Below are 255 nucleotides of genomic sequence, written 5' to 3' on the forward strand. Positions count from 1 at the left end.
CTGGTGTGTACTTATCATTATCCGCTTGTTTACCGATTGTCACTGGTACTGTAATGTGGTCTGTTGTTCCATCTGGATATTCTACAGTTACGCCTACATCTGTTGTGCCTTCTGTTTCACCATTTGGCAATTGACTTGGATCATCAATCGTAATTGTTGGTTGATCTCCATCTGTTGGATAGTTCGGTACTGTTACTGCGCCTTTCACTTCATCTTCTGATACACCTGTACCAAAATCTTTTGTGATTGGTGTTG

The 255-nt window shown here is 41.2% G+C and carries 1 protein-coding gene; it reads right to left on the reverse strand.

Annotation, left to right across the window (positions count from 1 at the left end):
• Positions 1 to 255 (reverse strand): Rib/alpha-like domain-containing protein (locus CCE82_RS12800; protein WP_206184417.1); only part of this gene is annotated, 255 nt, incomplete at both ends.

Origin of the sequence: Staphylococcus cornubiensis (assembly GCF_900183575.1) — a bacterium.
Lineage (GTDB): Bacteria > Bacillota > Bacilli > Staphylococcales > Staphylococcaceae > Staphylococcus > Staphylococcus cornubiensis.